Annotated in this window: 30 protein-coding genes; 13 read left to right on the top strand and 17 right to left on the bottom strand. The window is 60.4% G+C overall.

Annotated features, from left to right (window positions below; genetic code table 11):
- Window positions 1-6: 6 nt before the first annotated feature.
- The 6 genes from C0V73_RS10705 to C0V73_RS10680 form a co-directional block, all read right to left on the bottom strand.
- Complete coding sequence (locus tag C0V73_RS10705; protein ID WP_102019981.1) at window positions 7-750, bottom strand: isoprenyl transferase; 744 nt, start codon at window positions 748-750, stop codon at window positions 7-9.
- 49 nt (window positions 751-799) lie between these two features.
- Window positions 800-1360 (bottom strand): ribosome recycling factor, encoded by a 561-nt coding sequence (gene frr / locus C0V73_RS10700; RefSeq protein WP_102020345.1) that lies wholly within the window; start codon window positions 1358-1360, stop codon window positions 800-802.
- A gap of 60 nt (window positions 1361-1420) precedes the next feature.
- Window positions 1421-2143 (bottom strand): UMP kinase, encoded by a 723-nt coding sequence (pyrH, locus tag C0V73_RS10695; RefSeq protein ID WP_102019980.1) that lies wholly within the window; start codon window positions 2141-2143, stop codon window positions 1421-1423.
- Between the two features lie 98 nt (window positions 2144-2241).
- Window positions 2242-3168: a translation elongation factor Ts gene (gene tsf / locus C0V73_RS10690; RefSeq protein ID WP_102019979.1), complete on the bottom strand. Its 927-nt coding sequence runs from the start codon at window positions 3166-3168 to the stop codon at window positions 2242-2244.
- A 260-nt stretch (window positions 3169-3428) separates the two neighbouring features.
- Window positions 3429-4196, bottom strand: a complete 768-nt coding sequence (gene rpsB, locus C0V73_RS10685) for a 30S ribosomal protein S2 (protein WP_102019978.1) — start codon at window positions 4194-4196, stop codon at window positions 3429-3431.
- A 188-nt stretch (window positions 4197-4384) separates the two neighbouring features.
- Complete coding sequence (locus tag C0V73_RS10680) at window positions 4385-5215, bottom strand: cell envelope integrity EipB family protein (protein ID WP_102019977.1); 831 nt, start codon at window positions 5213-5215, stop codon at window positions 4385-4387.
- 116 nt (window positions 5216-5331) lie between these two features.
- On the opposite strand from C0V73_RS10680, the gene C0V73_RS10675 reads away from it, so the two are divergent.
- From C0V73_RS10675 to C0V73_RS10660, 4 genes are all read left to right on the top strand, one after another.
- On the top strand, window positions 5332-5802 hold the full coding sequence (locus C0V73_RS10675) for a RidA family protein (protein WP_102019976.1): 471 nt from the start codon (window positions 5332-5334) through the stop codon (window positions 5800-5802).
- Entirely contained in the window at window positions 5799-6530 is a 732-nt protein-coding gene (locus C0V73_RS10670; protein ID WP_102019975.1) for a glycerophosphodiester phosphodiesterase, read from the top strand. The genes C0V73_RS10675 and C0V73_RS10670 overlap by 4 nt, the downstream gene beginning before the upstream one ends.
- A 10-nt stretch (window positions 6531-6540) precedes the next feature.
- Complete coding sequence (locus tag C0V73_RS10665; RefSeq protein ID WP_102019974.1) at window positions 6541-7740, top strand: GNAT family N-acetyltransferase; 1200 nt, start codon at window positions 6541-6543, stop codon at window positions 7738-7740.
- A gap of 70 nt (window positions 7741-7810) precedes the next feature.
- Entirely contained in the window at window positions 7811-8230 is a 420-nt protein-coding gene (locus C0V73_RS10660; RefSeq protein ID WP_102019973.1) for an HIT family protein, read from the top strand.
- A gap of 33 nt (window positions 8231-8263) precedes the next feature.
- Here C0V73_RS10660 and C0V73_RS10655 read toward each other — a convergent pair whose 3' ends face one another.
- The 8 genes from C0V73_RS10655 to cysE all read right to left on the bottom strand — a co-directional run bounded on the left by C0V73_RS10655 (window position 8264) and on the right by cysE (window position 14525).
- Window positions 8264-8452 (bottom strand): hypothetical protein, encoded by a 189-nt coding sequence (locus C0V73_RS10655; protein WP_102019972.1) that lies wholly within the window; start codon window positions 8450-8452, stop codon window positions 8264-8266.
- A 90-nt stretch (window positions 8453-8542) separates the two neighbouring features.
- Window positions 8543-8875: an AzlD domain-containing protein gene (locus C0V73_RS10650; protein WP_102019971.1), complete on the bottom strand. Its 333-nt coding sequence runs from the start codon at window positions 8873-8875 to the stop codon at window positions 8543-8545.
- On the bottom strand, window positions 8872-9654 hold the full coding sequence (locus tag C0V73_RS10645) for an AzlC family ABC transporter permease (RefSeq protein WP_102019970.1): 783 nt from the start codon (window positions 9652-9654) through the stop codon (window positions 8872-8874). Before C0V73_RS10645 ends, C0V73_RS10650 begins: the two co-directional genes overlap by 4 nt.
- 71 nt (window positions 9655-9725) lie before the next feature.
- Window positions 9726-12203, bottom strand: a complete 2478-nt coding sequence (gene clpA, locus C0V73_RS10640) for an ATP-dependent Clp protease ATP-binding subunit ClpA (protein ID WP_102019969.1) — start codon at window positions 12201-12203, stop codon at window positions 9726-9728.
- 9 nt (window positions 12204-12212) lie between these two features.
- Window positions 12213-12560, bottom strand: coding sequence for an ATP-dependent Clp protease adapter ClpS (gene clpS / locus C0V73_RS10635; RefSeq protein WP_102019968.1), 348 nt, complete (start codon window positions 12558-12560; stop codon window positions 12213-12215).
- 241 nt (window positions 12561-12801) lie between these two features.
- Window positions 12802-13149: a phasin family protein gene (locus C0V73_RS10630; RefSeq protein WP_102019967.1), complete on the bottom strand. Its 348-nt coding sequence runs from the start codon at window positions 13147-13149 to the stop codon at window positions 12802-12804.
- A gap of 203 nt (window positions 13150-13352) precedes the next feature.
- Window positions 13353-13559: a DUF3126 family protein gene (locus tag C0V73_RS10625; protein WP_076396262.1), complete on the bottom strand. Its 207-nt coding sequence runs from the start codon at window positions 13557-13559 to the stop codon at window positions 13353-13355.
- 141 nt (window positions 13560-13700) lie between these two features.
- Window positions 13701-14525, bottom strand: a complete 825-nt coding sequence (gene cysE, locus C0V73_RS10620; RefSeq protein ID WP_102019966.1) for a serine O-acetyltransferase — start codon at window positions 14523-14525, stop codon at window positions 13701-13703.
- A 71-nt stretch (window positions 14526-14596) separates the two neighbouring features.
- Here cysE and C0V73_RS10615 point away from each other — a divergent pair, with 71 nt between their 5' ends.
- Window positions 14597-15400 (top strand): enoyl-CoA hydratase-related protein, encoded by an 804-nt coding sequence (locus C0V73_RS10615; RefSeq protein ID WP_102019965.1) that lies wholly within the window; start codon window positions 14597-14599, stop codon window positions 15398-15400.
- Between the two features lie 3 nt (window positions 15401-15403).
- Here the strand turns inward: C0V73_RS10615 and C0V73_RS10610 are convergent, their stop codons facing one another.
- A complete protein-coding gene (locus tag C0V73_RS10610) occupies window positions 15404-16189 on the bottom strand; it encodes an alpha/beta hydrolase (RefSeq protein WP_102019964.1) in 786 nt (261 codons plus the stop codon).
- Window positions 16190-16354: 165 nt separating this feature from the next.
- On the opposite strand from C0V73_RS10610, the gene C0V73_RS10605 reads away from it, so the two are divergent.
- The gene (locus C0V73_RS10605; protein WP_102019963.1) at window positions 16355-16600 is read left to right on the top strand and encodes a zinc-finger domain-containing protein; all 246 of its coding nucleotides are present in this window, start codon (window positions 16355-16357) and stop codon (window positions 16598-16600) included.
- Window positions 16601-16628: 28 nt separating this feature from the next.
- Window positions 16629-17792 (top strand): FAD-dependent monooxygenase, encoded by a 1164-nt coding sequence (locus C0V73_RS10600; protein ID WP_102019962.1) that lies wholly within the window; start codon window positions 16629-16631, stop codon window positions 17790-17792.
- A 16-nt stretch (window positions 17793-17808) separates the two neighbouring features.
- On the opposite strand, the gene C0V73_RS10595 is transcribed toward C0V73_RS10600, so the two are convergent.
- Window positions 17809-18999 carry a cystathionine beta-lyase gene (locus C0V73_RS10595; protein ID WP_102019961.1) on the bottom strand — a complete coding sequence of 397 codons (1191 nt, stop codon included), beginning with the start codon at window positions 18997-18999 and terminating at the stop codon, window positions 17809-17811.
- A gap of 356 nt (window positions 19000-19355) precedes the next feature.
- On the opposite strand from C0V73_RS10595, the gene C0V73_RS10590 reads away from it, so the two are divergent.
- The 4 genes from C0V73_RS10590 (at window position 19356) to C0V73_RS10575 (ending at window position 23690) form a co-directional block, all read left to right on the top strand.
- Window positions 19356-20384: an amino acid ABC transporter substrate-binding protein gene (locus C0V73_RS10590; protein WP_102019960.1), complete on the top strand. Its 1029-nt coding sequence runs from the start codon at window positions 19356-19358 to the stop codon at window positions 20382-20384.
- Window positions 20385-20551: 167 nt separating this feature from the next.
- Window positions 20552-21745 carry an amino acid ABC transporter permease gene (locus C0V73_RS10585; protein ID WP_102019959.1) on the top strand — a complete coding sequence of 398 codons (1194 nt, stop codon included), beginning with the start codon at window positions 20552-20554 and terminating at the stop codon, window positions 21743-21745.
- A gap of 35 nt (window positions 21746-21780) precedes the next feature.
- Complete coding sequence (locus C0V73_RS10580) at window positions 21781-22899, top strand: amino acid ABC transporter permease (protein ID WP_245407956.1); 1119 nt, start codon at window positions 21781-21783, stop codon at window positions 22897-22899.
- 17 nt (window positions 22900-22916) lie between these two features.
- Entirely contained in the window at window positions 22917-23690 is a 774-nt protein-coding gene (locus C0V73_RS10575; protein WP_102019957.1) for an amino acid ABC transporter ATP-binding protein, read from the top strand.
- An 86-nt stretch (window positions 23691-23776) separates the two neighbouring features.
- Here the strand turns inward: C0V73_RS10575 and C0V73_RS10570 are convergent, their stop codons facing one another.
- A complete protein-coding gene (locus tag C0V73_RS10570; RefSeq protein WP_102019956.1) occupies window positions 23777-24508 on the bottom strand; it encodes a nuclease in 732 nt (243 codons plus the stop codon).
- Window positions 24509-24977: 469 nt separating this feature from the next.
- On the opposite strand from C0V73_RS10570, the gene C0V73_RS22980 reads away from it, so the two are divergent.
- Both C0V73_RS22980 and C0V73_RS10565 read left to right on the top strand, forming a co-directional pair.
- A complete protein-coding gene (locus C0V73_RS22980) occupies window positions 24978-25193 on the top strand; it encodes a hypothetical protein (RefSeq protein ID WP_143708333.1) in 216 nt (71 codons plus the stop codon).
- Window positions 25153-26076 (top strand): serine protease, encoded by a 924-nt coding sequence (locus tag C0V73_RS10565; RefSeq protein WP_102020344.1) that lies wholly within the window; start codon window positions 25153-25155, stop codon window positions 26074-26076. Before C0V73_RS22980 ends, C0V73_RS10565 begins: the two co-directional genes overlap by 41 nt.
- Window positions 26077-26280 lie beyond the last annotated feature (204 nt).

Raw genomic sequence — 26280 nt, 5'->3', positions numbered from 1 at the left:
TCAGGGTCATGAGCCGACCGCCACGGCTTTCGCCGAGAGACCGCCGAATCGGCGATCGCGGGCGGCGTATCGTTCCAGGACGGAATGAAAGAGCGCCGGCGTGAAGTCGGGCCAGAAATCCGGCACGAACATCAGTTCCGCATAGGCCGCCTGCCAGAGCAGGAAATTCGACAACCGCTCCTCGCCGCTCGTGCGGATGACGAGATCGGGATCAGGGATACCCGCCGTATCCAGGCAGTCGTTGAGCTTCTGTGCGTCAATTTGAGACGGATCGAGCCGACCGGCCTGGACTTCTGCCGCCAGGCGGGCTGCTGCCCGTGCGATTTCGTCACGGGAGCCGTAGTTGAAGGCGATGACGAGGGTCATGGCCGTATTGCCGACCGTGGTCTCTTCGGCCTCGAGCAGCAGCGAGCGAATGTCGTCGCGCAGGTTCTGTCGCTCTCCGATCACCCGGATCCGCACACCCTCGCGATGGAGGTCAGCAAGGTCGCGGCGGATGAAGGCTTTCAGCAGTCCGAAAAGCTCGTTCACCTCGGCTTCCGGGCGCCGCCAGTTCTCGGAGGAGAAGGCAAACAGCGTCAGAAAAGCAACGCCCGCCTCGCCGGCAGCCTTCACGGTTTCGCGGACAGCCTCCACCCCCTTGCGGTGGCCGAAGGTGCGCGGCAAGCCGCGCGCATTCGCCCAGCGCCCATTGCCATCCATGATGATCGCAACATGCTGCGGGACGATGCGATGTTGAACTGTCGACATTGGCAAGGATCCAAGCGGCTCAGAGAGGACGATATACAGCGACTCTCGCTTAAACCTGCATGATTTCCTTTTCCTTCTCGACGAGCAAGCGGTCGATGTCGACAATCGTCTCGTCGGTCATCTTCTGCACCTTGTCAGAGAGGGAGCGGCTGTCGTCCTGGCTGATCGAACCGTCCTTTTCGGCCTTCTTCAAACCGTCCATGCCGTCACGACGTACGTGGCGGATGGCGACCTTGGCCTTTTCGGCGTAGTCGTGCGCGACCTTGACGAGCGACTTGCGGCGCTCTTCGTTGAGTTCAGGCAGCGGAATGCGCAGGTTCTGGCCGTCAACGATCGGGTTCAGCCCGAGATTGGCTTCGCGGATGGCGCGGTCGACGGCGTTGACCATCGACTTGTCCCAGATCGAAACGCCGAGCATGCGCGGCTCCGGCACGGTGACGTTCGCCACCTGGTTCAGCGGCACGCGCGAACCATAGGCATCGACCGTGACCGGATCGAGAATGTTGGCCGAGGCACGCCCCGTGCGCAGCGATGCGATGTCGTTCTTGAATGCATTGATCGCACCGTCCATGCGGCGCTTAATGTCGTTGAGATCAACCCCTGCGGTCATCATGGTTCTCCCATTGCTCTTTCAGTCGGCGACATCCAGCGATGCCGCCCTTGCCTGTGATCAGTTGTCGGTGACGATGGTCATGCGACCGGCGCCAGACAGGATTTCGCCGAAGCCACCCTTCTCATGGATCGAGAAGACGATGATCGGAATGTGATTTTCGCGCGCAAGGGCAACTGCCGCGACGTCCATGACGGCCAGACCCTTCTGCAGGACCTCGTCATGCGTCAGGCTGTCGAAGCGCGTCGCGGTGGGGTCCTTCTTCGGATCGGCGGAGTAGATGCCGTCGACCTGGGTTCCCTTAAAGATCGCCTGGGCGCCGATCTCGGCGGCGCGGAGGGCTGCGGCGGAATCGGTGGTGAAGAACGGGTTGCCGGTGCCGCCGGCGAAGATCACCACCCTGCCCTGCGCCAGATGGTGCAAGGCGGCGCGCTGCGAGAAGCTCTCACAGATTTCCGGCATGGCGATTGCCGACAGAACAACCGTGTCGATGTCGAGTTTGCGCAGCGAGGTTGCAAGTGCCAGCGCGTTGATGACAGTCGCCAGCATGCCCATGTGGTCGCCGGTGACGCGATCGCCGCCCTTGGATGCAACGGCTACGCCGCGGAAGATGTTGCCACCGCCGACGACGACGCCGACTTCGACGCCCATGCGGCGGGCTTCAGCGATATCGCCAGCGATCCGATCGGCCACTGCGACATCGATCCCGAATCCCTGACTGCCCATGAGGGCTTCACCGGAAGCCTTGAGGAGGACGCGTTTGAACAATGGCTTGGCTGACATGAAAGCTCCCGAGAACAATTCTGTGCCGGATACACGAAGGGCATCGCGTTGTCACGCGATGCCCCAATGTTTTCCCTTGAAGAAGGGGAAAAGCGCTATCAGCCCTTGGCGACAGCTGCGACTTCGGCAGCGAAGTCGGACTCTTCCTTTTCGATGCCTTCGCCGAGCAGCAGGCGAGCCATGCCGGTCACTTCGATCGGGGCGCCAGCGTCCTTCTCGGCAGCCTTGATGGCGTCGCCGACGGTCAGGTCCGGGTTGATGACGAAAGCCTGCGAGAGAAGAGCGACTTCTTCGAAGAACTTGCGCATGCGGCCTTCAACCATCTTTTCGATGATGGCTTCCGGCTTGCCCGAGGCGCGCGACTGTTCGATGAAGACGTTGCGCTCGCGCTCGGCGACAGCAGCATCGACTTCTTCCGAACGGATGGCGAGCGGGTTGGTTGCAGCGATGTGCATGGCGACCTGGCGGCCGATGGCAGCCAGTACGTCCTTGTTGCCGGTCGACTTCAGCGCGACGAGAACGCCGAGCTTGCCGAGGCCTTCAGAAGCAGCGTTGTGGACGTAGGTTGCAACAACACCGTCTTCGACCGAGAGCTTGACGGCGCGACGCAGCGTCATGTTCTCGCCGATATGGGCGATTGCATCCTTGATGGTGTCTGTGACGGACTTGCCGGTTGCCGGATAGGTGGCAGCGCCGATTGCGTCGACCGAACCGTCGGTGCCGATGGCAACAGACGCCACGCCGCGGACGAGTTCCTGGAAGGCATCGTTACGGGCAACGAAGTCGGTTTCGGAGTTGAGTTCGACGACAACGGCCGAGGTGCCGGCGCCGTTGATGCCGATCAGGCCTTCAGCTGCCGTGCGGCCCGACTTCTTGTCAGCCTTGGCGATACCCTTGGCGCGCAGCCAGTCGATGGCGGCTTCGACGTCACCGTCGTTCTCGATGAGAGCCTTCTTGCAATCCATCATGCCTGCGCCGGACTTTTCGCGCAGTTCTTTTACCAGTGCTGCAGTGATTTCAGCCATTGTGTGCCTCTTGTCTGTTCAGGCGGTCGACCCGTGGCCGCGAGGGGAACGGTGAACCGCTAGGTTGGGGACGAAATGTACCCGGATGTATGACAACGTGATGAAGCGGGTCACCACGGAAACAATCGGCCGCCTTCGACACCTTCTCGCGTGACGCGAATGGCATCTTGAAGAACGGAGGCCGCCCGCTGCTCAGGCGAGCTTGCAGGCGGCCATTCCCTTGACGGGAAAAAGCGGCGGTTACCCGCCACGTAAAGCGATTAAGCTTCTGCTTCGGTCTCGAGAGCCGGCTCGATCGGAGCTTCGGCAGACGCGCCGATGTCACGACCCGAGGCGCCCTGCTGGCGAGCGATGCCGTCGATGGCAGCGCGCGAGATCAGGTCGCAATAGAGCGAGATGGCGCGCGAAGCGTCGTCGTTGCCCGGGATCGGATAGTCGATGAGGTCCGGATCGCAGTTCGAGTCGATGACAGCAACAACCGGGATGCCGAGGCGCTTGGCTTCGTCGATCGCGATCTTTTCCTTGTTGGTGTCGATGATGAACATCAGGTCCGGGGTGCCGCCCATATCGCGGATACCGCCCAGAGCCTTTTCAAGCTTTTCGCGTTCGCGCTCGAGGTTCAGGCGCTCCTTCTTGGAGTAGCCAGACGCTTCCGAAGCCAGGATCTCGTCGAGCTTGCGCAGACGGGCGATCGAGTTCGAAATGGTCTTCCAGTTGGTCATCATGCCGCCGAGCCAGCGGGAGTTGACGTAGTACTGGGCCGAACGCTTGGCGGAATCAGCGATGATTTCCGAAGCCTGACGCTTGGTGCCAACGAACAGAACGCGGCCGCCACGAGCGACGGTGTCGGACACGACCTGAAGGGCGCGCGACAGCATCGGAACGGTCTGAGCCAGGTCGATGATGTGGATGTTGTTACGATCGCCGAAGATGTACGGCTTCATCTTCGGGTTCCAGCGGTGCGTCTGGTGACCGAAGTGAACGCCAGCTTCCAGAAGCTGACGCATGCTAAAATCAGGCAATGCCATGCCTTTTTCTCCTTTTCCGGTTTAACCCCCGCGAGACAAACAGCAGGCCTTTCAGCCAGCCACCGGGCGGAAACGACAGGATTTCTCCCTGACGATCCCAAGTCTCGCGTGTGGAATGACGCCGGCCATACAGGGGCGTCGGTCAAAAATCAATAGCGGAAGCGCCGAATTCCGGCAATCGAGCCGGTTTACTGGCAATCGCCGTCGGGCTTGCCGAGCACTTCGAGCTTGGTCAGCTTGCCGGCCAAGACGAAGTCGCCGTAGTCGAGCGTCAGGTCACGGGTCACGCCGTTTTCGTAGAGCTTGAAGGACTGGCTGTAGATCGGCTCCTGGTCGCCCCTCGTCTTCTCGTCGAAATAGGCGATCGAGACCGGCCAGTAGTCCTGCGTTCCGAGCGTTGCCAGAGCCTTGGCTTCCGGATCGGTCTTCGCCGACTTCTGCGGGCCGCCGACAATCGTGGTCGTCAGGAAGGTCTGATCGCCGTCTTCGGAACCGTCGAAGATACGCGATTCGAAGACGCGCTCGCCCTTGCGGGCGCGGGCGATCACTTCAAGCATGTGCTCGGCTGGAAAGCGGCTGTCGGCGAGCTCGATATCGCGCCTATCGGGTCCGGTCAGCTCGATCTTGACCTTGCCGCCGGCTTCGGCCGCTGCACCGCTGACGTCCTTGTCCAACTGGTCGTCGGTGAAGGATTTGTTCTCGAATCGGAACTTGCCAGCAGGCACGTCCTCGAAGGTAGTCGAACGCTGGTCGGTGACGCGCACGCCCTCGCCCACATCAATGCGGGTCACGAAGCGGAACTGGGTGTTGAAGCCCTTGCAGGCCGAACCACTGAATTCATAGACCATGCGACCGCGCACGGATTCGATCCCGGAGCGGTCGGATGCCTCTTTCAGCACGATCTCGTAGACGGCGCGATGCGGCACAAGGCCGACGGTCGCCGCATATGCCGCCTGCCCCGCCGCGCCAAAGGCAGCAAGGGAAAGCGTCGCACGGACCGCCATTCGCAAAGGAAACATCGACACCCTCCTGTTGGACTCGTCATCGATGTTATAAGAACACATCCGGCAAAAGCGAGACATGCTTTTCGTCGCCACAACTTTCTCAACTTTTATCAACAGACCGGGAATCGACCATGTCCGACACAATCGACGGCCGCCTTGCAGCGCTGGGCATCAGCCTGCCTGAAGCTGCTGCCCCTGCCGCCAATTACGTGCCCTATGTGATCAGCGGAAACCTGCTGTTCCTCTCCGGCCAGTTGCCGATTGAAGGCGGAAAAGTGGCGGTGACGGGTCTTGTCGGCGGCGATGTCGTGCTCGCCGACGCCCAGCGGGCGGCCGAACTCTGCGCCATCAACATCCTCGCTCAGGCGAAAGCCGCACTGTCCGGCGACCTGTCGCGGATCACCCGTGTCGTGAAGCTGAATGGTTTCGTCGCTTCGGCCCCGGGCTTTATCGAGCAGCACCTCGTGATCAACGGTGCCTCGAACCTGATCGCGAACGTGTTGGGTGACGCCGGCAAACATGCACGCGCTGCCGTAGGCGTTGCGCAACTGCCGCTGAATGCCGCCGTCGAAATCGACGCCATCCTGGAGATTGCGCTGTGAGTTCGGTTGACTGGATCAAGGACCTGCCGGTCGCCCATCGCGGCTATCACGACATGAACAGCCAAATCTGGGAAAACACACTCTCAGCTTTCAAACGGGCCATTGAGGCAGGCTTCGCCATCGAATGTGACATCCAGCTCTCGTCCGACAGCGTCCCCATGGTGTTCCACGACCACGACCTGCAGCGGCTCTGCAACATGAATGGTGAAGTGCGCGAACGCACCGCTGGCGAATTGCGCATGCTGTCGATCGGTGGAACCGCCGACAAGATCCCGACGCTTCGCCAGATGCTGGACCTCGTGAAGGGCCGGGTGCCGCTGGTGATCGAGCTCAAGGGCATCGATGCCGAGCATGATGACGGCTTCGTCGAGGCGGTACTTGAGGTGCTAGAGGGTTATGAGGGCAAGGTCGCGCTGATGAGCTTCGACTATCACCTCCTGCGCGCGCTGAAAGTGGCGGAATGCCCCTGGCCGGTCGGCCTCACGGCGGAAGGCGTCAAGCCGGAGAACCTCAGCGCCCACAAGGAAGCCATGGATCTCGGACTGGACTTCACCTCCTATTGCGTGGCGCATCTGCCGAATGATTTCGTCACCGGACTGCGTGAAAAGGGCACACCCGTGATTACCTGGACCGTCAGGGATGAAATCATGCGGGCACAGACCTATAACTATGCTGATCAGATGACATTCGAAGGCTTCGACCCGCGCCAGTCGCCGGCGATTGCCTGACGGGAGATCCATGGCAGACGAGGTGACGATCCGTGTAGTGCGCTCCTTCCAGGAGATCCCATCCAGTGAATGGGGTCTTCTCTCCGGGGCCTCCCGTTCGGAGCCGGGCTACAATCCCTTCACCTCGCATGCCTTCCTTTCGGCACTCGAAGAATCCGGCTCGGCGACAGCCGAGACCGGCTGGATGGGCCATCACCTTTTGCTGGAAGAGGAAGGGCGGCTTCTCGGCGCCATTCCCTGCTATCTCAAGAGCCACAGCCAGGGCGAATATGTCTTCGACCATGGATGGGCGGATGCCTTCCACCGGGCTGGCGGGCGTTATTATCCCAAGCTCCAGGCATCCATTCCGTTTACGCCGGCAACAGGGCCGCGGCTGCTCGTGCGCCATGGTGAGGATGTCACGCGGATCCAAGGGCTACTGGCGCATGGACTGCAGCAGGTGGCCGGTGAACTCGGCACCTCATCGGCGCATGTGACCTTCCTTCCGCAAGGTGAGCTATCTTCCCTTACGGAAGCCCAATTTCTGCATCGGACGGATCAGCAGTTCCACTTCATCAATCGCGGCTATGCGAACCACGAGGCGTTTCTCGCTGAACTCTCGTCGTCGAAGCGCAAGAACCTGCGCAAGGAGCGCCGGGCAGCCCTCGAAAACGGCGTCAGCATCGACTGGCTGACGGGAGCGGACCTCACCGAGGACATCTGGGACCAGTTCTTCCGCTTTTACATCGACACAGGCAGCCGCAAGTGGGGCAGGCCTTATCTGACCCGCCTCTTCTATTCGCTGGTCGGTGAGCGCATGCCCGACGACATCCTGCTGGTGATGGCGAAGCGAAATGGGCGATATGTGGCCGGCGCCATCAACTTCATCGGTGCGGAAGCCCTTTATGGTCGCCATTGGGGCTGCATCGAGGACCATCCCTTCTTGCATTTCGAGGTCTGCTATCATCAGGCGATCGACTTCGCGCTGGAGAAGGGTCTCGATCGGGTCGAGGCGGGTGCCCAGGGCGAGCATAAGCTGGCACGCGGCTATGAACCGGTTCTCACCCATTCCGCCCATTTCATCGCTCATCCGGGCCTGCGCCGGGCTGTTGCCGACTATCTCGCGCATGAGCGCCGTGAGGTTGCCCAGGCCGGCGAATATCTCGGCGAACACACACCCTTCCGCAAAGGCGAGCGGGTGCCGCGCGACGGCGAGGAATTCGACGGTTGAGAGCGCTGCCGCGCTCTTGAAGCCGGCGCAGGCTTGCCGTTAAGTGGCCCCGACAATCGAGGAGACAGCCATGACCGCCTATGATCCCAACAACATCTTCGCCAAGATCCTCGCCGGCGATATTCCATCGGTGAAGCTCTACGAGGACGAGGATACGCTCGCCTTCATGGACGTCATGCCACAGGCGCCGGGCCACCTTCTGGTGATCCCGAAGCAGGGTTCACGCAATCTGCTTGATGCCGATCCAGCGGTGCTGGCAAAGCTGATGCCAGTTGTGCAGAAACTGGCCAATGCCGCCATGGAGGCCTTCGAGGCTGATGGCATCTATATCGCGCAGTTCAATGAACCGTCGGCCGGCCAGACCGTCTTCCACCTGCATTTCCATGTCATCCCGCGTCACGAGGGCGTGCCGCTCAAGCCGCATGCCGGCGGGATGGCTGATGTCGAAATGCTGAAGGCCCAGGCCGAAAAGATCAAGGCGGCGCTCTGAGACGAGCGCCGCGTGACCAGTCCTGGCCAGACGTCAGGCGACCAGGCCGCCGACGACAACGACGGCGGCGATGCCGACCAGGACAAGGACCATGATGGGAAAGGAGCCGGTCGAGCTCCAGCTATCACGCCTTGATGACCGCTTGCTCAAATCATCCGGCAGAACCTTGAAGCGGGGCGGATCCCCGTGTTTCAGCTTTCGGAAGCGTACTACTTTTGACATTTCGCTTTCCTCCTGTTGATCAGGAATCCGATGTGGGGAGCGAAATGTGGCAATACCAGCCTGCTCGCGCGTCTGTGAACGCGTATGATCTCAGAGCCAGATCAGGCCCGCCCCCAGGATCGCCAGGGGCACGACAACGCCAACGATGACGCGCTGGCCGGACAGAAGGAAGGCTGCAAAGCCGATTCCGGCTGCCGCCAGGCGCAACCACAAGGGCGAGGCTTCCAGCGCACCGGTCGGAAAGACGACGAGTTTTGCCGTGACCGCCATGACCAGCGCTGTTGCAACCGCCCTCACCCAGTTCAGCGCCTCGGAGCCCTCCTGCAGCCGGTTGCCGGCCAGCACGCCCATCCAGCGCCAGAAATCCGTGGCCAGCCAGCCAGCGACGATGATCACCACATAAGGCCAGTAGTCTTCGATCATACCACCTCCTCGGTCGAGACTGCGGCATCCGGCTGGTCAGATCTCGCCTGTGCCTTTTCACCACGGATCACGTAGCGATCGAAGAGATAGGCAAGCGTTCCACCACCAAGACCCGCGATCAGGATATCAAATCCGGGTACGAGGACGGCGAGCACAGGGCCGGAGACCACGCCGACGATGAAGGCGACCTTGACGACCGATTGTCGGCCCGTGGCCCAGATGGACGCGGTGAAATAGACGGGCGTCAGGAAGAAGAGGAGGGCTGCGACGACAGGCGGAAACTGGGAAACCAGCCCGTAGCAGACGCCGACAAGAATAGTATTGACCGTCACGAGGGTGATGCCGAAGCCGGCGAAATACGCGACACGTCCCTCTCTCGGGACGTTCTTGAAGCTTCCCATCGCGAAGACCCAGGCGGTGATTGCGACGAAATGCGACAGGAAGAGCAGCAACCAGGTCGGGGTTTTCTCGGTGCGCATCTCCGGCACCAAGGACGCGACCATCGGCATCATGCGGATCGAGGACAGTGAGACGGCGAGGAAGATGGCGAGCAGGTTGGCGCCACTCGTCATGGTACCGATCAAGATCATCTTGGCCGGGAGAGCCCAGACGGTCGCCGTCATGACCATGGCTTCGGTGCGGCTCACGCCGGATTGAAGCGCAAAGGCGGAGAAGCCGACGAAGGAGATCATGAGGATTATGGCGGGCAGACTGAACAGCCCGCGCATGCCGGTGAAAAACCACCGTGTCTGTGAAATATCGGAAGTGGCCGAAGACATCTGAATTTCCGGTTCGGCAAAAAGAAAGTGCCGGGCGCTAAGCCCGGCACGGGTCTCTCAACTGATGGTGCTTACTTCTTCTTCGGCACCTTCGGCACGGCCGACCGCTTGGGCTGCTTCGGTGCTTCGTCGATCACCGCCACATCGCCCTCATCCTCGATCACCGAGGCCTTGGTCGCTGGCTTGCGCTTGGCCTTGGCGGGCTTTGCGGAGGCCACTTCGGCTTCGGGCTTGGGCTTGACGGGCGCCACTTCGGAAATCGCTTCCAGATCAAGCACCTCGGTGCCGCTCTCGTCGGTCTTTGTACCGACCTTCACGACGCCGCCCTTCTTCAGCTTGCCAAACAGGATCTCGTTGGCGAGCGGCTTCTTGATGTGCTCCTGGATGACACGACCCAGCGGACGGGCACCCATCTTTTCGTCGTAACCGCTCTTCGCCAACCAGGCGATGGCAGATTCGGACAGATCGAAGGTCACGTTGCGCTCGGACAGCTGGGCTTCCAGCTGCATGACGAACTTCTGCACGACCTGATGAATGACTTCCGTCGGCAGCGGCGCAAACGGGATCGTCGCGTCGAGGCGGTTGCGGAATTCCGGCGTGAACAGGCGGTTCAGCGCCTCCTCGTCTTCGCCGGTGCGCTTCGAAGAGCCGAAGCCGATTGCCGACTTCGCCATTTCCGACGCGCCCGCATTCGTCGTCATGATCAGGATGACGTTGCGGAAGTCGATCTTCTTGCCGTTGTGATCCGTCAGCTGGCCATGGTCCATGACCTGCAACAGGATGTTGTAGATATCCGGATGCGCCTTCTCGATTTCATCGAGCAGCACGACCGAGTGCGGATGCTGGTCGACGCCATCGGTCAGGAGGCCGCCCTGGTCGAAGCCGACATAGCCGGGAGGTGCACCAAGCAGGCGCGAGACCGTGTGCCGCTCCATGTATTCCGACATGTCGAAGCGCAGCAGTTCGACGCCGAGCGAGGCCGCAAGCTGCTTGGCGACTTCCGTCTTGCCGACGCCGGTCGGGCCAGAGAAGACGTAGGAGCCAATCGGCTTGTTCGGTTCGCGAAGACCGGCACGGGCGAGCTTGATCGACGTCGACAGAGCTTCGATGGCCTTGTCCTGACCGTAGACGACCGAACGCAGTTCCTTCTCCAGGTTGGCGAGAACCATCTCGTCGTCCTTGGATACGGTCTTGGGCGGGATGCGGGCCATCGTTGCGATGGTGACCTCGATCTCCTTCTCAGTGATCAGCTTGCGGCGCTTGGAGGCGGGCAGCAGCATCTGGGCCGCACCCGTCTCATCGATCACGTCGATCGCCTTGTCGGGCAGCTTACGGTCAGAGATGTAGCGGGCCGAGAGTTCGACAGCCGACTTGATCGCCTCGTTGGTGTAACGGAGCTTGTGGTAGTCCTCGAAATAGGGCTTCAGACCCTTCATGATCTCGATCGCATCATCGATCGACGGTTCGTTGACGTCGATCTTCTGGAAGCGGCGGACCAGCGCCCGGTCCTTTTCGAAGAACTGGCGGTATTCCTTGTAGGTGGTCGAACCGATGCAGCGGATCGCCCCCGAGGAAAGCGCCGGCTTCAACAGGTTCGACGCATCCATGGCGCCGCCCGAGGTGGCACCTGCACCGATCACGGTGTGGATCTCATCGATGAAGAGCACCGCACCCGGATAATCTTCAAGTTCCTTGACGACCAGCTTCAGCCGCTCTTCAAAGTCACCGCGATAGCGTGTGCCGGCGAGCAGCGTGCCCATGTCGAGCGAGAAGATGGTGGCGTCGGCCAGGGCTTCCGGCACCTTGCCCTCGACGATGCGCTTGGCAAGGCCTTCGGCGATTGCCGTCTTGCCGACGCCCGGGTCGCCCACATAAAGCGGGTTGTTCTTGGAACGACGGCAAAGCACCTGGATCGTGCGGTTCACTTCGTCGTGGCGTCCGATCAGCGGATCGATGCGGCCGGTCTTGGCCTTTTCGTTGAGGTTGACGCAATAGGCCTTGAGGGCCTCCTGCTTGCTCTTGGCCGAACCTTCCTCCGGCTCACGACCCTGCTTGGCCTCAGGCTCGCCCTCGTCCGAGCCGCGGGGGCTGCGGACCTGCGATGCGCCGGGGCGCTTGCCGATACCATGCGAGATGTAGTTGACGGCGTCGTAGCGCGTCATCTCCTGCTCCTGCAGGAAATAGGCAGCATTGCTCTCGCGCTCGGCGAAGATGGCGACGAGCACGTTTGCGCCGGTGACTTCTTCGCGACCGGACGACTGGACATGGATCACGGCGCGCTGGATAACGCGCTGGAAGCTGGATGTCGGCTTTGAATCCTCGTCGTAACCGGTGATCAGGTTGGCGAGATCATTGTCGACGAAGTCGGTCACGGTCTTGCGCAAGGCGTCGAGGTTGACGTTGCAGGCCCCCATTACGGCGGCGGCATCAGCGTCGTCGATCAGAGCGAGCAGCAGGTGCTCCAGCGTCGCATATTCATGGTGACGCTCGTTGGCGTAGGTCAGGGCCTGATGCAGCGCTTTTTCGAGGCTGGGTGAAAATGTTGGCACGTCTGATCCTCACTTCTTTTCCATGACGCATTGAAGCGGATGTTCATGTTGCCTGGCGAAATCCATCACCTGTGAGACTTTTGTTTCGGCGACTTCGTAGGTGAAGACACCACATTCGCCGACTCCATGATTATGCACATGCAGCATGATGCGGGTGGCAGCTTCCCTGTCCTTTTGGAAGAAGCGCTCCAGAATGTGGATCACAAACTCCATCGGGGTGTAGTCGTCGTTCAGAAGCAGTACGCGATACAGATCTGGCTTCTTCGTCTTCGGCTTGGTGCGAGTGATCACCGAGGTGCCGCGATTGGCGTTTTCCCCGTCACCCTGGCTTTGCATGAAGACCGGCTTGGCAGTCATTTCAGTTCATTCTCCGTTGTCCGGCCGGTTTGCCGTTACACATCGGTGCGGACGAACACTCAGCACAGTAAGGTAGTTCATTATGCGGTGATTTTAAGCCCCCCGGGCTGCCATGACGACAATTTGTCACGAAGCCCGGAAAAGCGAGAAAAGTGAACGATCAGGTTATACCAGCAGGCACAAATGACAAGACCGGCCGCGCAGGGCGCGGCCGGTCTCGCATGTTACACGCAAGCTTCGATCAGGCGGCAGCCGACATCGGCGCCATAGCCTTGCCGACCACGCCCTCGTAGGGCTTGTAGGCGATCTTGGCGAGTTCGGCGTACATCTCGCCCATCTTCGTCGCTTCGGCGACAAAGCTCTCGTACGAGGACTTCATGAAGGAGGTCTGGAGCTCGAAAGCCGCCTCGACGCTCTTCACCGATGTCAGTGCTTCCATATAGGAAGCCATGTCCTGAAACGACTTCTTGGAATAGTCCGTTGCTTCGGTGGCGATCGCCTGGAAGCCCTTCGTGACCTCAGAATAATTCTTCAGCATGGCATCCATGGCTTCTTTGCCCTTCACGTTGGCGTCAGAGATATTGAACATGTGAGCCTCCTCCTTCTGTTCGGCATATCAGAGGCCTCGAACATAGCAGTCGCACAAAGAGGGTCAAGTGAATTTGTGCATCGCACAACAATCGTCAATTGTAAGCCGGATAAGAAAAAAGGGGCCTGTACGCCTCGGTACAGCCCCCCTGCTTTACGCTCATTCCATCCAATCTTGCCGCCGATTGCGGCGACAAGAATGCGTTACGTCAGATCGACGTCGAGGATCGCCATCGAGAAATTATAGGAGAGATCACCGTCTTCGTCGTCCTTGAAGACAACGCCGAGAAACTCGTCACCGACATAGACTTCAGCGGAATCGTCCTTGCGCGGACGAGCCTTCACGCTCATCGTGGGATTGAAGGTGCGCTTAAAATAAGCGTCGAGCTTCTTCAGTTCTTCCGGCTTCACACTGTGTCTCCATGGACTGTTTTCGGGGAGTGTTTCGATTTGCGCGCTTGTCGCACGGCCTTTCCGCCGATGTAAAGACGCAAAGAAAAGTTTGCCCCGGCAAGCCGGGTCGTTCTGCGCCAGGCTGATCGCGAAACCGCTTCAGTCCTCCGAAGCGATCATCTGATCCATCGACCGCGCAGGCTCGGCGCAACCCGCCTCCCCAACCACGCGCGCCGGAACGCCCGCAACCGTCGTGCATCTCGGCACGGGCTTCAGGACCACCGAGCCCGCCGCGATGCGCGAGCAGCTTCCGACTTCGATATTGCCGAGCACCTTTGCCCCTGCCCCGATCAGAACGCCGTCGCCGATCTTCGGATGGCGATCGGCGCCCTCCTTGCCGGTACCGCCGAGGGTTACCCCATGCAGGATCGAAACATTGTCACCGATGCGGGCGGTTTCGCCAACCACAAGCCCGGTGGCGTGGTCGAGGAAGATGCCCTTGCCGATATGGGCTGCCGGGTTGATGTCCGTCTGGAACATGTTGGACGAGCGGCTCTGCAGGTAAAGTGCAAAATCACGGCGCCCGTTGTTCCACAGCCAATGCGCCAGACGGTGCGTCTGGATCGCGTGGAAGCCCTTGAAATAGAGCACCGGCTCCATGAAGCGCGTGCAGGCGGGATCGCGATCGTAGACCGCCTGGATATCGACCCGGAGGATCGAGCTCCATTCCGGCCAGTCGGCCATCATCGCTTCGAAAGCCTGACGCAGCACGATTGCCGGCACGTCGGAATGGTCGAGGCGCTCGCAGATGCGATAGATCACACACTCCTCCAGCGAGCGGTGGCTGAGCACCGTCGAATGGAAGAAGGCCGCCAGCATCGGGTCACGATCGGCCGCCACGCGGGCTTCGTGCCGCAGGCTGTCCCAGATCGGGTCCATGGACTTGACGGTTTCGGTCTTGAGGACGTCGTTGTGTGCGACCATTGCCGGTCTCCTCGTTCGTCTTGGAATGGCATTATATAGTCGAAGACAGATCGAACTCAAATGGGGCCCGCATGAAACAGTCGAACACCCTTGCCAATGGCTTTATCAAGGCTTTCGTCGATGGCGCGAAAGGGCTTCTGGTGATCGACAATCCGCAGCGGAAGAACGCGATCACGGCTGCGATGTGGCGAGCGATTCCGGACGCGATCCACTGGCTGCATGCCGAGGCTGGCGCCCGCGTCATCGTGCTGGCCGGCGGCGGACAGGCCGATTTCAGCGCGGGAGCAGATATTTCGGAATTTACCGAATTAAGGAAAGATGCGGCGACCGCCCGCATCTACGAAGCGTCGAACAGCCGTGCCTTCGCCACCATCCGCGAGGCCCCCGTCCCTGTCATCGCGGCTGTCAGGGGCATTTGTTATGGTGGCGGTTTCGGCCTTGCTGCGGCCGCCGATCTGCGGCTCGCCTCCGCCGAAGCGGTGTTTGCCGTCCCCGCCGCCAAACTCGGTCTCGCCTACCCTGCAGATGCCGTGCAGGATTTCGTGAGGGGGTTGGGCAGCCAGCTGACAAGAAAGGCGCTCTTCACTGGCGCGCCGCTCAAGGCGGAAGAGCTGATGGGGGCCGGCTTCCTGTGCGAGATTACAGCGACCGCCGATCTCGAAACCCGCACCGACATCCTCGCCGAGGCGATTGCGGCCAACGCGCCGCTGTCGCTCCGGGCCTCAAAGCTCGCCTTGCGGGCCGTCGAGCTTGGTGACGACGACCTTCTGCGCGAGGCGGAAATCATCGGAGCTTCGACCTTCGAGAGCGCGGATTATCGCGAGGGGCGCGCAGCCTTTGCCGAGCGCAGACGCCCCGTCTTCACCGGTCGCTGAGGCTCAACGGTCCGCTAGCGTGTCGTAAAAATCCAGCGCCGCTTTCTTGAACACGCGATCGCCAACGGCAAGCATGTGGTCCCGGTTGGGGATGTCGAGCGCGACAGCGCGTGGCATCAACTCCGCCAGTTCATGCGGCGAGCCGGCAATGTCATCCTTCGTCCCAACACCAATCAGGCAGGGAATATCGACTTTGGCGATATCCTCACGGCGCACGAGATCCCGCGACGTCCGGATGCAGGCTGCCAGCGCCAGCCGATCCGACTTGGTCTGGTCTGCAAAGGCACGGAACATGCGGCCGCGCTCATGCGTGACGTCATCCAGCGACGGAGCAAGCAAGGCGTCGGCGATCGGATCCCAGTCACCGACACCATCACACATGCCGATGCCGAGCCCCCCGAAGACGAGCGAGCGCACACGGTCGGGATGCTCGATGGCGAGAAAGGCGGAGATGCGCGCGCCCATCGAATAACCCATGACATGGGCCTCGGCGATGCCGAGATGGGTCAGGAGAGCTGCAGCATCCCCCGCCATGGATGTCGGATGGTAGGCTTCCGGATCATGCGGCTTGGTGCTCGCACCATGGCCGCGATTGTCAATCGCGATCACCCGGTAGCCAGCGTCCCCAAGCGTTCTCAGCCAACCCGGATAGACCCAGTTGACGCTCGCCGACGAGGCAAAGCCATGAATGAGCAAGATCGGATCGCCTGCCGGGTCGCCATCGTCGAAATAGGCAAGCTCGAGCCCGTCATTGTGAAAGTTGGAAAACGGCGGGGCGTCGAGATTCATGAATGGGTCCTTATTGCCTTGAGGCCGCAACCATAGCCAACAGCATCCTGACATCAATTGCCGCAGACCGATTTTCTGTGACTTTTGCCCGCCGCCGGCTCTACACTTTTCGGAAGGACGGCGCTAATGTCCGCGCAAACTCGCAAAGCATTCTCGGAGCAAGACATGGCCGGCCACACCATTCCCCATTTTCAGAACGACGGCGGTCATCGCGTGATCGAAGTCGGCGTGAAGGAATTCATGTGCACCGGCGCTTCCGTGCCCTTCGACCATCCGCATATCTTCATCGACATGGGACATGACAACGAGAAGGTCTGTTCCTACTGCTCGACGCTCTATCGCTACAATCCGAGCCTGAAGGCCGAGCAGACGAACCCGGCGGGCTGCGTCTTCCACGTCAAGGCAGCGTGACCCAAGCGTCACGATCGGCATAGTTCCCATGTCCATCAAGCACGCCGCCATCGTCGGAGCCGGGATGGCGGGGTTGACCGCTGCCCTGGCGCTCGCGCGCAAGGGTATTTCCTCAGACATCATCGAACAGGCGCCACAGCTCGGCGAAGTCGGCGCGGGTCTGCAGCTCTCGCCGAATGCCACACGGGTGCTGGCGTCTCTCGGCGTGCTCTCCGATCTGGAACAGCACTGGCTTGAGCCAAATGCTATCAGCCTCGTTTCGGGAAGGGACTTGCGCGCCCTGGCTTCGGTCCCGGCTGGCAGTTTCGCCCGCGAACGCTGGGGCTATCCCTATGGCGTCCTGCATCGCTCGACCCTACAGCAGGCGCTGTTGCGCGCCGTGCTCCATCAACCGCTCTGCCGGCTGCATCTCGGCCAACGGGTGCAGGGGATCGGCGCAGAAGCCCTGGGGTCGACCACCGGTCACAAGCCGGATCTCGTGATCGGCGCCGATGGCGCCTGGTCGGTCGCACGGGATGCCATTCCCGGCAGTCCCACAGTCAGCTTCTCCGGCAATATTGCCTGGCGCTTCACCATCTCCCAGAGCGGCGCTCCTTCGTTTCTGTCTCGCAATGGCGTGACAGCCTATCTCGGGGCGAAGGCGCATCTGGTCAGCTATCCGCTGAAGGAGATCGACGGCTTCAACCTCGTGGCGATCGCTGCCGGCACGAAGAGTGATGAGAGCTGGGCGATCGATGCAGATGCGGCACGGCGCGCCATGCTGCTCGAACAATTTTCCGGCTGGCACCTCGACATCAGGACAATTCTTGCCAGCGCTGAGCAGCCGACCTTCTGGCCGCTTTACGAGGCCTCCGACGGCAATTGGCACAATGGTCGCGACACGGTGCTGATCGGCGACGCGGCGCATGCGATGATGCCGTTCTCGGCCCAGGGTGCTGCGATGGCCATCGAGGACGCGTTCTCGCTTGCCGCCCATGTCGCCCGGGCACCCCTCCCCTTGGCGCTTGCCACGTTCTCGACCGAGCGAAAGGGAAGGGCTGCGCGGGTCAAGGCACGCGGCGACTTCAATCGCTTCGCCTATCACGCCCGTGGCCCGTTTCGAATCGGGCGCGATATCGTTCTTTCGCTTCGGCCGGCCGAAAAGCTCGCCGCCGATCTCGACTGGCTCTACGGCCATCGGATCGGCGACTGAGGTCAGGAACCGTCAATCAGACGGCAGCCGCTTCGGCAAAGCCGCGTTCGAGGTCGGCGGTGATGTCCTCGACATTCTCAAGACCGATCTGCAGACGGATCACCGCGCCATCGGTTGGGCCCTTGCGGATCTTTCGGTCATCCAGATTGACGTGCACCGCCAGGCTCTCATAGCCACCCCAGGACCAACCCAGCCCGAAGAGCTGCAGCGCATCCAGGAAGGCATGCGCCTTCGGCTTAATCTTTTCCCGGGACGGAGCCGGAAGCACGAAGGAGAAGACGCCGCTTGCGCCCTTGAAGTCGCGCTTCCAGAGCGCGTGACCCGGGAAGCTCTCCAAGGCCGGATGCAACACACGCGCCACGTCATCGCGGGCTTCGAGCCAGCGGGCGACGGAGAGCGCGCTCTTATAATGGTGCTCGAGCCTCAGCCCCATGGTGCGCAGCCCGCGGAGGATCTGGTAGCTGTCATCGGGAGCGCCGCAAATGCCAAGCGTGATGTTGGCTTCGCTCAGCGTCGGCCAGTGCTTTGCATTGGCCGAGACCGTGCCCATCAGAATGTCCGAATGGCCCGAAGGATACTTGGTCGCCGCGTGAATGGTCACGTCGGCACCGAAGTCGAGCGCCTTGAAATAGAGCGGCGTGGCCCAGGTGTTATCGATGGTCACAACGCAATCGTGCTTGTGGGCCGCGTCGGAAATCGCTCGGATATCCTGCATTTCCATGGTGTTGGAGCCGGGCGCCTCGGTATGCACCAATTTGGTGTTGGGTCGGATCAGCCGCTCGATATCGGCGCCGATCTCCGGGTCGTAATATTCGACTTCGACCCCGAGACGGGTCAGCATCGTGTCGCAGAAATGGCGGCATGGCGAATAGACGGAATCAACGATCAGCGCGTGGTCGCCCGCCGAGAGGAAAGCTAGAAACGGCACGGTGATGGCGGCGAGCCCCGACGGGACGAGGATCGTGCCGGCCGAGCCTTCCAACGCATCGATTGCGCGGCAGAGAGCATCAGTCGTGGGAGTTCCGCGCGTGCCATAGGTATAGGGCTGCGAACGCGTTTCCATGGCCCTCGCGTTGGGGAACAGAACCGTCGAGGCATGCACCACCGGCGGATTGACGAACCCGTGGTAGTCTTCAGGATCATAGCCGACATGGCACAGTTTCGTATCGGTGCCGGCGGCGGCCAGCCAGTCTTTGGATTTGCTCATGGATTCAAGATTCCTCACGGTCGGATAGCGTGGTTTTCGCGCCTCCGGGAGGGCCGGTCAAGTTGCACAATTCCGTGATCCGAAGCGCAAGTCTTGCTGCTTACGCATATCAGCACAGTCAAAAAGGCGTCATTTTCATCACTTTGGGCCAAAAACCACACATTTTTGCCTATTTGGAGGGCGATTTTGGTAAATTCGCGCTTTTGTGGCCAATTCGCGGCATAAAGACTTGACCCTGTCCGCATTTGCGACTGAGATATGAAGGCTCGCACCGGGAGGCCGTGAGCCGACGTGCGCTGTTGGTTTCAGCAGCAAGCCGTCGCTGGCATACAACAAGAGAAAAAAGGTTGGGAAAAATGAACAACAAGTTCCTGTCAGCCGCCATCGGCGCTGCGGTCCTGGGTTTTGGCGCGTCTGCTGCATCCGCTGCAACGCTCGATGACGTGAAGGCCAAGGGTTTCGTCCAGTGCGGCGTGAACACGGGTCTCGCCGGCTTTGCATCGCCGGACGCAGCCGGCAACTGGACCGGTTTCGACGTCGACTACTGCAAGGCTGTCGCTGCCGCCGTATTCGGCGATGCCACGAAGGTAAAGTACACACCGACCACCGCACAGAGCCGCTTCACCGCGCTGCAGTCCGGCGAAGTCGACATGCTTGCCCGTAACACGACCTGGACCATCAGCCGCGACACCGCGCTCGGCTTCAACTTCCGCACCGTCAACTATTATGACGGCCAGGGCTTCATGGTCACCAAGGCGCTCAACGTAAAGTCGGCCCTCGAACTCTCGGGCGCTGCCGTCTGCGTACAGTCCGGCACCACGACCGAACTGAACCTTGCCGACTACTTCAAGGCCAACAACCTCGAATACAAGCCGGTCGTTTTCGAAAAGCTGGAAGAAGTCAACGCTGCCTATCAGGCTGGCCGTTGCGACGTTTACACGACCGACCAGTCGGGCCTGTATTCGCTGCGTCTGACGCTGACCAACCCGGACGAGCACGTTATTCTGCCGGAAATCATCTCCAAGGAGCCGCTTGGCCCGGCCGTTCGCCAGGGTGACGACCAGTGGTTCGACGTCGTATCGTGGACGCATTATGCACTGGTGACAGCTGAAGAATTCGGCATCACCCAGGCAAACGTCGACGAAATCAAGTCGACCACCACCAACCCTGATATCAAGCGCTTCCTCGGCGCTGAAGCCGACACCAAGATCGGTACCGACCTCGGCCTGACCAATGACTGGGCCTACAACATCATCAAGGGTGTCGGTAACTACGGCGAAGTCTTTGAGCGCAACATCGGCACCAGCACCCCGCTCAAGATCGAGCGCGGCGTAAACGCCCTGTGGACCAAGGGCGGTCTGCAGTACGCTCCGCCGATCCGCTAAGATCCGGCTGACGTTTGCGAGGCGGCGAAAGCCGCCTCGCGCTTATCGGGACGACGGGTTCAGACCGGCACGGACGCTGCGGTCAGCAGCGCAATTAAAGAATGCCGGCTGTTTTCAAAAACAAGAACAGTTAAGGGCTCAAAGAAGCCCCGGGGATTTGGCACAGCATGACAGATCACGCCACCAGTATACCTGCCGGTGGGCAGAGCGTGGGCTCGCTGATCTACGATCCGAAAGCAAGATCGATCTTCTTTCAGGTCGCTACGATCGCCATCATGACGTTTATCGTCTGGACCATCGCGAACAACACCATCGAAAACCTCGCCCGGAGCAACACCGCAACGGGCTACGACTTCCTGAATGGCCGCGCCGGCTTCGACATCGGCCAGAGCCTGATCGCCTACACGGCGGATTCGACCTATGGCCGCGCCATTCTCGTCGGCCTGCTGAATACGATCCTTGTCGCCGTAACGGGCATCATCACCGCAACGATCATCGGCTTCCTGATTGGCATTGGTCGCCTGTCGAGAAACTGGCTGATTGCCAAGCTTTGCACGGTCTATGTGGAAGCGTTCCGCAACCTGCCGCCGCTGCTCGTCATCTTCTTCTGGTACTCGGGCGTGCTATCGACGCTGCCACAGCCGCGCGATTCCCTCGAACTGCCCTTCTCTACCTTCCTCAACAACCGTGGTCTGGCCTTCCCCAAGCCGATCTGGGGAGATGGCGCGGGTATTATCCCGATTGCGCTCCTGATCGGCATTGTCGCGACCATCGTCGTTGCACGCTGGGCCAAGGCCCGTCAGATGCGCACCGGCCAGATCTTCCCGACCGGATGGGTTGGCCTTGGGCTGATCGTCGGTTTGCCGCTGATCGCCTTCCTCGCCGCCGGCTCGCCGCTCACCTTCGACTACCCGGTCGCAAGCCGCTTCAACATGTCGGGCGGTGCGGTCATCGCGCCTGAATTCGTTGCCCTCTACCTCGCGCTCTCCTTCTACACGGCCGCCTTCATCGCGGAAATCATCCGCGCCGGCATCAAGGGCGTCTCGAAGGGACAGACGGAGGCAGCATCCGCCCTTGGCCTGCAGCCCTCGACCACGACGCGTCTGGTGATCGTGCCCCAGGCGATGCGCATCATCATTCCGCCGCTGACAAGCCAGTATCTCAACCTGACGAAGAACTCGTCGCTCGGTGTGGCCGTCGGCTTCCCCGAACTGGTTTCGACCGGCGGTACGACGTTGAACCAGACAGGTCAGGCCATCGAGATCGTCTCGATCTGGCTCGTCGTCTATCTCTCCATCAGCATTGTGACCTCGCTCTTCATGAACTGGTTCAATGCCAAGATGGCCCTGGTGGAGCGTTGATCATGGCACACGACCTTTCCTATGTGCGCCAGGACATGCTGGCACCCCTCCCCGCCCCGACCTCCGATGGCAGCATCGGCGGCTGGATCCGCAAGAACCTGCTCGCGACGCCGAAAGATGTGATCCTCACGATCATCGGCCTTGCGGTTCTCGCACTCATCCTGCCGGGTGCGATCAACTTCCTGTTTCTCGATGCAGCCTGGTTCGGCGCCGACCGTGCCGTCTGCGCCACGATTGCCCAGGGCGGCGTCCAGCCCGATGGTTGGAAGGGCGCTTGCTGGGCCTTCGTCGAGAGCCGCTTCTCGCAGTTCATCTTCGGGCGTTATCCGCTTGAGGAACGCTGGCGGGTGATCCTGGTGGGCGTGATGTTCATCGCCCTGCTTGTGCCGATGCTGATCCCGAAGGCACCGCGCAAGGGTTTGAACGCACTTCTGCTCTTCGTCATCTTCCCGGTCGTCGCCTTCTTCCTGCTGCACGGCGGCTTTGGCCTTCCGGAAGTGGAAACCCCGCTCTGGGGTGGTCTGATGGTCACGCTGATCCTGTCTTTCGTGGGGATCGCGGTATCACTGCCGCTCGGCATCCTGCTGGCGCTTGGACGCCGGTCGGACATGCCGGTCATCAAGATGATCTGCGTCGTCTTCATCGAAGTGGTGCGCGGCGTGCCGTTGATCACGGTCCTGTTCATGGCCAACGTTATGTTGCCGCTCTTCATGCCGACCGGCTGGACGATCGACAACTTCTTACGTGCGCTGGTCGGCGTGTCGCTCTTCGCGTCTGCCTACATGGCAGAAGTGGTGCGCGGCGGCCTGCAGGCGATCCCGAAGGGCCAGTATGAGGGCGCGGATTCGCTCGGCCTGTCCTACTGGCAGAAGACCCGCCTGATCATCCTGCCGCAGGCGATCAAGCTGGTCATCCCGGGCATCGTCAACACCTTCATCGGCCTGTTCAAGGACACCTCGCTCGTGTCGATCATCGGCATGTTCGACCTCCTCGGCATCGTCCGCCTCAACTTCACCGATGCCAGCTGGGCAACGCCTGTGACACCGCTCACGGGTCTGATCTTCGCAGGCTTCGTATTCTGGATCTTCTGCTTCGGCATGTCGCGCTACTCCGCCTTCATGGAGCGGCACCTCGACACCGGCCACAAGCGTTAAGAACAAGGGGAAAAACCATGGCTGAAGCCAATTCCGCTAAGAAGACCGTGTCGGGCACCGACGTAGCGGTCGAACTGATCAACATGAACAAGTGGTACGGTGATTTTCACGTGCTGCGCGACATCAACCTGAAGGTCATGAAGGGCGAACGCATCGTCGTGGCCGGGCCGTCCGGCTCGGGCAAGTCGACGATGATCCGCTGCATCAACCGCCTGGAAGAACACCAGACCGGGAACATCCTGGTCGACAACATCGAACTCACGAACGACCTGAAGAAGATCGATGAAGTTCGTCGCGAAGTCGGCATGGTGTTCCAGCACTTCAACCTCTTCCCGCACCTCACTATTCTCGAAAACTGCACGCTGGCCCCGATCTGGGTCCGCAAGATGCCGAAGAAGGATGCCGAGGAAATCGCGATGCACTTCCTGAAGCGCGTCAAGATCCCGGAACAGGCCAACAAGTATCCGGGCCAGCTTTCCGGTGGCCAGCAGCAGCGTGTGGCCATTGCCCGTGCGCTCTGCATGAAGCCGAAGATCATGCTCTTCGACGAGCCGACCTCGGCGCTCGATCCCGAAATGGTCAAGGAAGTTCTCGACACCATGGTGGGCCTTGCCGAAGAAGGCATGACCATGATCTGCGTCACGCATGAAATGGGCTTTGCCCGTCAGGTTGCAGACCGCGTCATCTTCATGGACCAGGGCCAGATCGTCGAGCAGAATTCGCCGGCCGAATTCTTCGACAATCCGCAGCACGAGCGCACGAAGCTGTTCCTCAGCCAGATCCTGCATTAAGCGGTCTTCCGCATTCGGAATCAAAGAGCCCGCCGCGACCACCGCGGCGGGCTCTTTCAGTTGTGGAGACGGCCGCTATGTTGCAGTCACGGGCACCAGCTCTGCTGGCGCGCCATGCGCGGCTTGGCGAGGCCTTCGGACACCAGGATTGAACCCAGCGAGCGGCCATCGCGGGTTGCCACGCGTAGCACCCCTGAGGCACCGCCTGGACCCGCCGTCTTCAGTGTCTCAAGATCGAATCGTCCGGAGCTCAACAGATCCTTCAGCCGCACCTTGGCGGCAAAGCCGCGGTCGCGCTCTTGCTGGCAGGCGGCGCCATCCGTTCTCGGCGCTGCAATGTCGGCCAGCACGACCTTGGTCTTCTTGTACCAGAAGGTATCACCGCTCATGACGCAGTTGTCGAGGCCCGACGTGCCGCAGAAATAGAACTTGCCGGCGAAATTCTCCCCCGTCAGTGGGCCGCCAGCGGCGGTCGTGAGTGCCGGGCGAGACGCAGGGACCGCAGCCTTCACGACACCAACCTCGGCCGGCGGTATCGGCGTTTTAGAGCCGTTCGGGGCTGTCCGCGCGTTGGCGGTCTTCTCCCGCTCACTGCGGGGCTCCGCCTTGGCTTCGGTCCGGGCTGCGGCTGGCTTTCGGTCTGATAGAAGGGGAGACAATTCCTTGAGCACAGCGGCTCTGTTGTCGTAGAGGGCGATCCCGCCCGCGACAATGCCGAGCATGACCAGCCAGGTTGTCATGCCCTGGCTGCTGGAAGAGCGGGTCGACTTGCGCCGTTTGGCGGGCGCGCGGCGGGAAGATGCGGTGCGACTGGACATGGTTAACCTCTCGTGAGCGGCATCATGACGCTCAAGGGTTTCCGAAAGGTTGGCAGCGGATGGGAAAAGATGACTATCGCCCGATCCTGCACAAAGCACCGGTTAAAAAATGAGGATAGACTCGGCACTCGTCATAACAATAATCGAGGATTGGCGATCCCTGCAGATGACAAATCGTCTATTTTTTCAACTACGTGGCCTTGGTTTCTTGTCCCGCCGCTCCCAACTGAATCATTTGTGAAATCTCAAACCCCGGCGGCACTGAAGCAACACCCGCTTGCACCGACATACCAAATCTGACACAGGAACGGCGACCTTTACGCAAAAGGCGAAATCGTGACTGGACAACCCGTCAAACGATTGCTCTTTTAGGAACCAATGGGGAGCGCGCTTGTTAAGCTACAGACAAGCGATACACGCGTATCATGCCGCGCTGAAGAGAAGCGTCGCAGTCAAAGGGAGCGCCACGATGGATGCCAAGACATTGGAAGTCACCGCAATGTTCACTTCATTGGTGAAGAACGGCCAGATCTCTCCGACTGAAAACATGGAGGATTTACGTTTCCCTGGTGAACTGCCATATATCCCTACGATTGCAACCTATGGCACCCCAGAAGTGCCAGTTCGCGTGGGGAATAGCAGTAATGCCGAATTGGGACAGCGTACTCAGGGAAATTTCAGCTGAGCAAGCACGTGCACGCGAATCGGCGCACGACATAATCCGGCGCCGCTACTTAAAGCGTCTCAATCGACATACAGGGCGAAATGTCATCGCCTATTACTCCGGATACCTCAGCAAGCGCATTGAGGGCACGGAAATCAACGACGAAGACAAAAACGGCTTTATGCTGTGCGTCCACGAGATGGACCGCAGCAAAGGGCTCGACCTTATCCTCCATACGCCCGGAGGCGATGGGCAGGCTGCTGTTTCCTTGGTCGATTACTTGCGAGGCATGTTTGGGGACAACATGCGTGCTATCGTTCCCCAGCTGGCAATGTCGGCGGGGACCATGCTGGCTTGCTCGTGCAAGTCGATCATCATGGGCAAGCAATCCAGCCTCGGTCCGGTGGACCCCCAGTTCGGCATGATCGGTGCCGCCAATCTTCTCAGCGAGGTTCGGCGAGCCTATGATGAGATCCTTGCAAATCCCAATGCATCATTCTTCTGGAATCCCATCCTCTCCAAGATCACACCATCGTTCATTGAGCGGTGCGAGCTAGCGGTCGCCGACTCAAACGAATTCATAGAGAGAACGCTTCGGACCAACATGCTTTCCACCCTCGGCAAGGCTGAGCAGGACGAGATCATTGGCAAAATTGTCGAAATCTTCGCGAACAACGAGGGCAAGGCCCACAATACGCACATTCAAGCTGAGAAGTGCAAGGAAGTCGGCCTCATAATTGAAGACCTCGAAGAGGATCAAGCTCTGCAGGATCTCGTTCTGACTATTCACCACTGCTATATGCACACGCTGATGAACACTCCAGCGTTCAAGATCATAGAAAATCACCGAGGAAAGGCACTCGTCCGCCAGCAGATTGTCCCAATGCAGTTAGTGCCTGGCTGAACCGCAGTGGCTTCCTAAACTGGGCGATTACATGCAGTGCGTAGCTACGGTGCGAGACACGTTTTGGTACCTCCGGGCCCACCAAATTTCTTGAATATCAAAGGCATTCAGGCCGTGGCTAGCCACGTCTGCATAACTGCTGACGAATAAATGCAAGGTCGCCCTGCGCGCCTTGGTCGCACCTTAAATAAAATCATGCAGTTA

Source organism: Rhizobium sp. TH135 (genome assembly GCF_002855515.1).
Lineage (GTDB): Bacteria > Pseudomonadota > Alphaproteobacteria > Rhizobiales > Rhizobiaceae > Allorhizobium.
This window is presented reverse-complemented; position numbering and strand designations above follow the sequence as displayed.

Bases quoted from the DNA above. Each gene is read 5' to 3' on its own strand.
- C0V73_RS10705 (WP_102019981.1), bottom strand. From the start codon at position 750: ATGTCGACAGTTCAACATCGCATCGTCCCGCAGCATGTTGCGATCATC.
- frr (WP_102020345.1), bottom strand. From the start codon at position 1,360: ATGACCGCAGGGGTTGATCTCAACGACATTAAGCGCCGCATGGACGGT.
- pyrH (WP_102019980.1), bottom strand. From the start codon at position 2,143: ATGTCAGCCAAGCCATTGTTCAAACGCGTCCTCCTCAAGGCTTCCGGT.
- tsf (WP_102019979.1), bottom strand. From the start codon at position 3,168: ATGGCTGAAATCACTGCAGCACTGGTAAAAGAACTGCGCGAAAAGTCC.
- rpsB (WP_102019978.1), bottom strand. From the start codon at position 4,196: ATGGCATTGCCTGATTTTAGCATGCGTCAGCTTCTGGAAGCTGGCGTT.
- C0V73_RS10680 (WP_102019977.1), bottom strand. From the start codon at position 5,215: ATGTTTCCTTTGCGAATGGCGGTCCGTGCGACGCTTTCCCTTGCTGCC.
- C0V73_RS10675 (WP_102019976.1), top strand. From the start codon at position 5,332: ATGTCCGACACAATCGACGGCCGCCTTGCAGCGCTGGGCATCAGCCTG.
- C0V73_RS10665 (WP_102019974.1), top strand. From the start codon at position 6,541: ATGGCAGACGAGGTGACGATCCGTGTAGTGCGCTCCTTCCAGGAGATC.
- C0V73_RS10660 (WP_102019973.1), top strand. From the start codon at position 7,811: ATGACCGCCTATGATCCCAACAACATCTTCGCCAAGATCCTCGCCGGC.
- C0V73_RS10655 (WP_102019972.1), bottom strand. From the start codon at position 8,452: ATGTCAAAAGTAGTACGCTTCCGAAAGCTGAAACACGGGGATCCGCCC.
- C0V73_RS10650 (WP_102019971.1), bottom strand. From the start codon at position 8,875: ATGATCGAAGACTACTGGCCTTATGTGGTGATCATCGTCGCTGGCTGG.
- C0V73_RS10645 (WP_102019970.1), bottom strand. From the start codon at position 9,654: ATGTCTTCGGCCACTTCCGATATTTCACAGACACGGTGGTTTTTCACC.
- clpS (WP_102019968.1), bottom strand. From the start codon at position 12,560: ATGACTGCCAAGCCGGTCTTCATGCAAAGCCAGGGTGACGGGGAAAAC.
- C0V73_RS10630 (WP_102019967.1), bottom strand. From the start codon at position 13,149: ATGTTCAATATCTCTGACGCCAACGTGAAGGGCAAAGAAGCCATGGAT.
- cysE (WP_102019966.1), bottom strand. From the start codon at position 14,525: ATGGTCGCACACAACGACGTCCTCAAGACCGAAACCGTCAAGTCCATG.
- C0V73_RS10615 (WP_102019965.1), top strand. From the start codon at position 14,597: ATGAAACAGTCGAACACCCTTGCCAATGGCTTTATCAAGGCTTTCGTC.
- C0V73_RS10610 (WP_102019964.1), bottom strand. From the start codon at position 16,189: ATGAATCTCGACGCCCCGCCGTTTTCCAACTTTCACAATGACGGGCTC.
- C0V73_RS10605 (WP_102019963.1), top strand. From the start codon at position 16,355: ATGGCCGGCCACACCATTCCCCATTTTCAGAACGACGGCGGTCATCGC.
- C0V73_RS10600 (WP_102019962.1), top strand. From the start codon at position 16,629: ATGTCCATCAAGCACGCCGCCATCGTCGGAGCCGGGATGGCGGGGTTG.
- C0V73_RS10595 (WP_102019961.1), bottom strand. From the start codon at position 18,999: ATGAGCAAATCCAAAGACTGGCTGGCCGCCGCCGGCACCGATACGAAA.
- C0V73_RS10590 (WP_102019960.1), top strand. From the start codon at position 19,356: ATGAACAACAAGTTCCTGTCAGCCGCCATCGGCGCTGCGGTCCTGGGT.
- C0V73_RS10585 (WP_102019959.1), top strand. From the start codon at position 20,552: ATGACAGATCACGCCACCAGTATACCTGCCGGTGGGCAGAGCGTGGGC.
- C0V73_RS10580 (WP_245407956.1), top strand. From the start codon at position 21,781: ATGCTGGCACCCCTCCCCGCCCCGACCTCCGATGGCAGCATCGGCGGC.
- C0V73_RS10575 (WP_102019957.1), top strand. From the start codon at position 22,917: ATGGCTGAAGCCAATTCCGCTAAGAAGACCGTGTCGGGCACCGACGTA.
- C0V73_RS10570 (WP_102019956.1), bottom strand. From the start codon at position 24,508: ATGTCCAGTCGCACCGCATCTTCCCGCCGCGCGCCCGCCAAACGGCGC.
- C0V73_RS22980 (WP_143708333.1), top strand. From the start codon at position 24,978: ATGGATGCCAAGACATTGGAAGTCACCGCAATGTTCACTTCATTGGTG.
- C0V73_RS10565 (WP_102020344.1), top strand. From the start codon at position 25,153: ATGCCGAATTGGGACAGCGTACTCAGGGAAATTTCAGCTGAGCAAGCA.